The organism is Streptococcus sanguinis (assembly GCF_019929145.1).
In the GTDB taxonomy this organism is placed as follows: Bacteria; Bacillota; Bacilli; order Lactobacillales; family Streptococcaceae; genus Streptococcus; species Streptococcus sanguinis_U.
The window spans coordinates 1-1,585 of sequence record NZ_JAHZOW010000012.1; the positions used below are offsets into that span (position 1 = coordinate 1).

At 54.3% G+C, this 1,585-nt stretch carries 1 protein-coding gene; it reads left to right on the plus strand.

The window, feature by feature from the left end:
• A partial coding sequence (locus K1I94_RS11215; protein WP_223315336.1) for an IS66-like element ISEc23 family transposase occupies nucleotides 1-1,497 on the plus strand: 1,497 nt, incomplete at its 5' end.
• Between the last annotated feature and the right edge of the window lie 88 nt (nucleotides 1,498-1,585).

Below are 1,585 nucleotides of genomic sequence, written 5' to 3' on the forward strand. Positions count from 1 at the left end.
CTGCGCTCTGCACTGACACGTGCCGAAGAAAAGATCGAAGAAGATGAACGGGAAATAGAACATCTGCGGGCTCAGATAGAAAAACTGCGCCGGATGCTGTTCGGTACCCGTTCTGAAAAACTGCGTCGTGAAGTTGAACTGGCTGAGGCTCTGCTGAAACAACGTGAACAGGACAGCGATCGTTACAGTGGGCGGGAAGACGATCCTCAGGTTCCCCGCCAGTTGCGACAGTCGCGCCATCGTCGTCCGTTACCGGCACACCTTCCCCGTGAAATACACCGCCTGGAGCCAGAAGAAAGCTGTTGCCCGGAGTGTGGCGGTGAGCTGGATTATCTGGGGGAAGTCAGCGCTGAACAGCTGGAACTGGTGAGCAGTGCCCTGAAAGTGATCCGCACAGAACGGGTAAAAAAAGCCTGTACAAAATGTGACTGTATTGTTGAAGCACCGGCGCCGTCCCGCCCGATAGAGCGTGGTATCGCGGGCCCCGGATTACTTGCCCGCGTGTTAACGGGAAAATACTGCGAACATCTGCCACTGTATCGTCAGAGTGAAATCTTTGCCCGCCAGGGTGTCGAACTGAGCCGGGCCTTACTCTCCAACTGGGTTGACGCGTGCTGCCAGTTAATGACACCGGTGAATGATGCCCTGTACCGTTATGTAATGAACACCCGCAAGATTCACACTGATGACACACCGGTAAAGGTACTGGCACCGGGTCAGAAAAAGGCGAAAACAGGGCGTATCTGGACGTATGTCCGGGATGATCGCAATGTGGGTTCGTCATCTCCTCCAGCGGTCTGGTTCGCGTACTCGCCGAACCGGCAGGGGAAACACCCGGAGCAACACCTCCGCCCCTTCCGGGGTATCCTGCAGGCGGATGCGTTCACAGGTTACGACAGGTTGTTCAGTGCAGAACGTGAAGGTGGTGCACTGACAGAAGTTGCGTGCTGGGCCCATGCCCGGCGAAAAATCCACGATGTATACATCAGCAGCAAAAGTGCGACGGCAGAAGAAGCACTGAAGCGAATCAGTGAACTGTACGCCATCGAGGATGAAATACGGGGATTACCGGAGTCAGAGCGTCTTGCCGTCAGGCAGCAGCGAAGCAAAGTGTTACTGACGTCGCTGCATGAATGGATGGTGGAGAAGAATGGTACGCTGTCGAAAAAATCCAGACTGGGCGAAGCGTTCAGCTATGTACTGAATCAGTGGGATGCCCTCTGTTATTACAGTGATGACGGTCTGGCGGAGGCGGATAATAATGCTGCGGAAAGAGCGCTTCGTGCAGTCTGTCTCGGAAAGAAAAACTTTATGTTCTTTGGCAGCGATCACGGCGGCGAGCGTGGAGCACTGTTGTACGGGCTGATCGGCACCTGCCGTCTGAACGGTATCGATCCGGAAGCGTATCTGCGCCATAGCCTGAGCGTACGGCCGGAATGGCCTTCCAACCGAGTTGATGAACTCCTGCCATGGAACGTAGTACTCACCAATAAATAAGCGTCAATACGGTGCTCCGTTGACGCTTACATTGATAAACCCGATATCTTCAGCAATGGTAATGAACTTCAGCGGTGAAATGATCCCC